Raw genomic sequence first — 1,079 nt, 5'->3', positions numbered from 1 at the left:
GAACAGCTCGCCCTGCTTGGTCGGCTGCACCAGCGCCGGCACGCGCACGCTGCCCACGCGCAGGTCGACCAGGCTGGGCTGCGCGGGCACGTCGTAGTCCCAGAGGTCGTGGTGCACGGTCTGGAAATGCCAGCGCACGCGGCCGGTCGCGAGGTCGAGCGCGACCACCGATGACGCATAGCGCTCGGCGCCCTCGGTGCGCTTGCCGCCCCACTGGTCGGGCGGCTGGTTGCCCATGGGCACGTAGACCATGCCGAGCTTCTCGTCCACGCTCGAGATCGACCAGCTGTTGGGCGAGTTGACGGAATAGGTCCGGCCCGGGCCGATCGGCGCGGTGTCCTCGGGCCGGCCCGAATCCCAGTTCCACACCAGCGCGCCAGTCTCGATGTCGAAGGCGCGGATCACGCCCGAGGTCTCCTGCGTCGAGACGTTGTCGAGCACGGTGCCGCCCACCACGATCAGCGAGCGCGTGACCACCACCGGCGAGGTCGCGTAGTACGAGCCCGGCTTCACGTTGGGCATGTTCTTCCACAGGTCGATCTGGCCGCTGCCGCCGCCGAAGCGCGCGCAGGGCTTGCCGCTCTCGGGATCGAGCGCGAGCACGCGGCCGTCGGCCGTGGGCATGAACAGCTTGGCGGCGCAGGCGCCGTCGGCCGAGAGGTTGGGCGATGGCGCCGCGGCCGGCGGCGGCTGGTACGAGAGGCCGCGGCAGGTGAGATGCTGCAGCGCGAGCGAGGGCGCGATCTTCGGCGTGTGGCGCCACAGCTCCTGACCCGTGGTCGCGTTGAGCGCCACCACCGACTGGTGCGGCGTGCAGAGGAACAGCCGCTCGCCGACCTTCAGCGGCGTGACCTCGAAGGTGGTCTCCTCGGGATCGCCGGGCTGGCCGCGCACGTCGCCGGTGCGGTAGTGCCAGGCCTCCTGGAGCTGCGACACGTTGACCGGCGTGATCTGGCCCAGCGTCGAATAGCGCTGGCCCATGGCGGTGCCGCCGTAGGCGGTCCAGTCGGCGCCGGCGGGCGGCAGCGCCTCGCTGGTGAAGGGCGGATCGGCCTGCGGCGCGATGCCCTCGAGGCGCT

1 protein-coding gene is annotated in these 1,079 nt (G+C 71.8%); it reads right to left on the bottom strand.

What is annotated here, in order from left to right:
• Positions 1–1,079, bottom strand: a 1,079-nt coding sequence (locus tag AC27VN_RS42185) for an outer membrane protein assembly factor BamB family protein (protein WP_490880623.1), incomplete at both ends; no start/stop codon positions are given.

This window comes from Variovorax sp. 20P10.2.4 (assembly GCF_058244205.1).
Note: the sequence above shows the minus strand (reverse complement) of the source record. Positions and strands in the feature narration are given on the sequence as shown.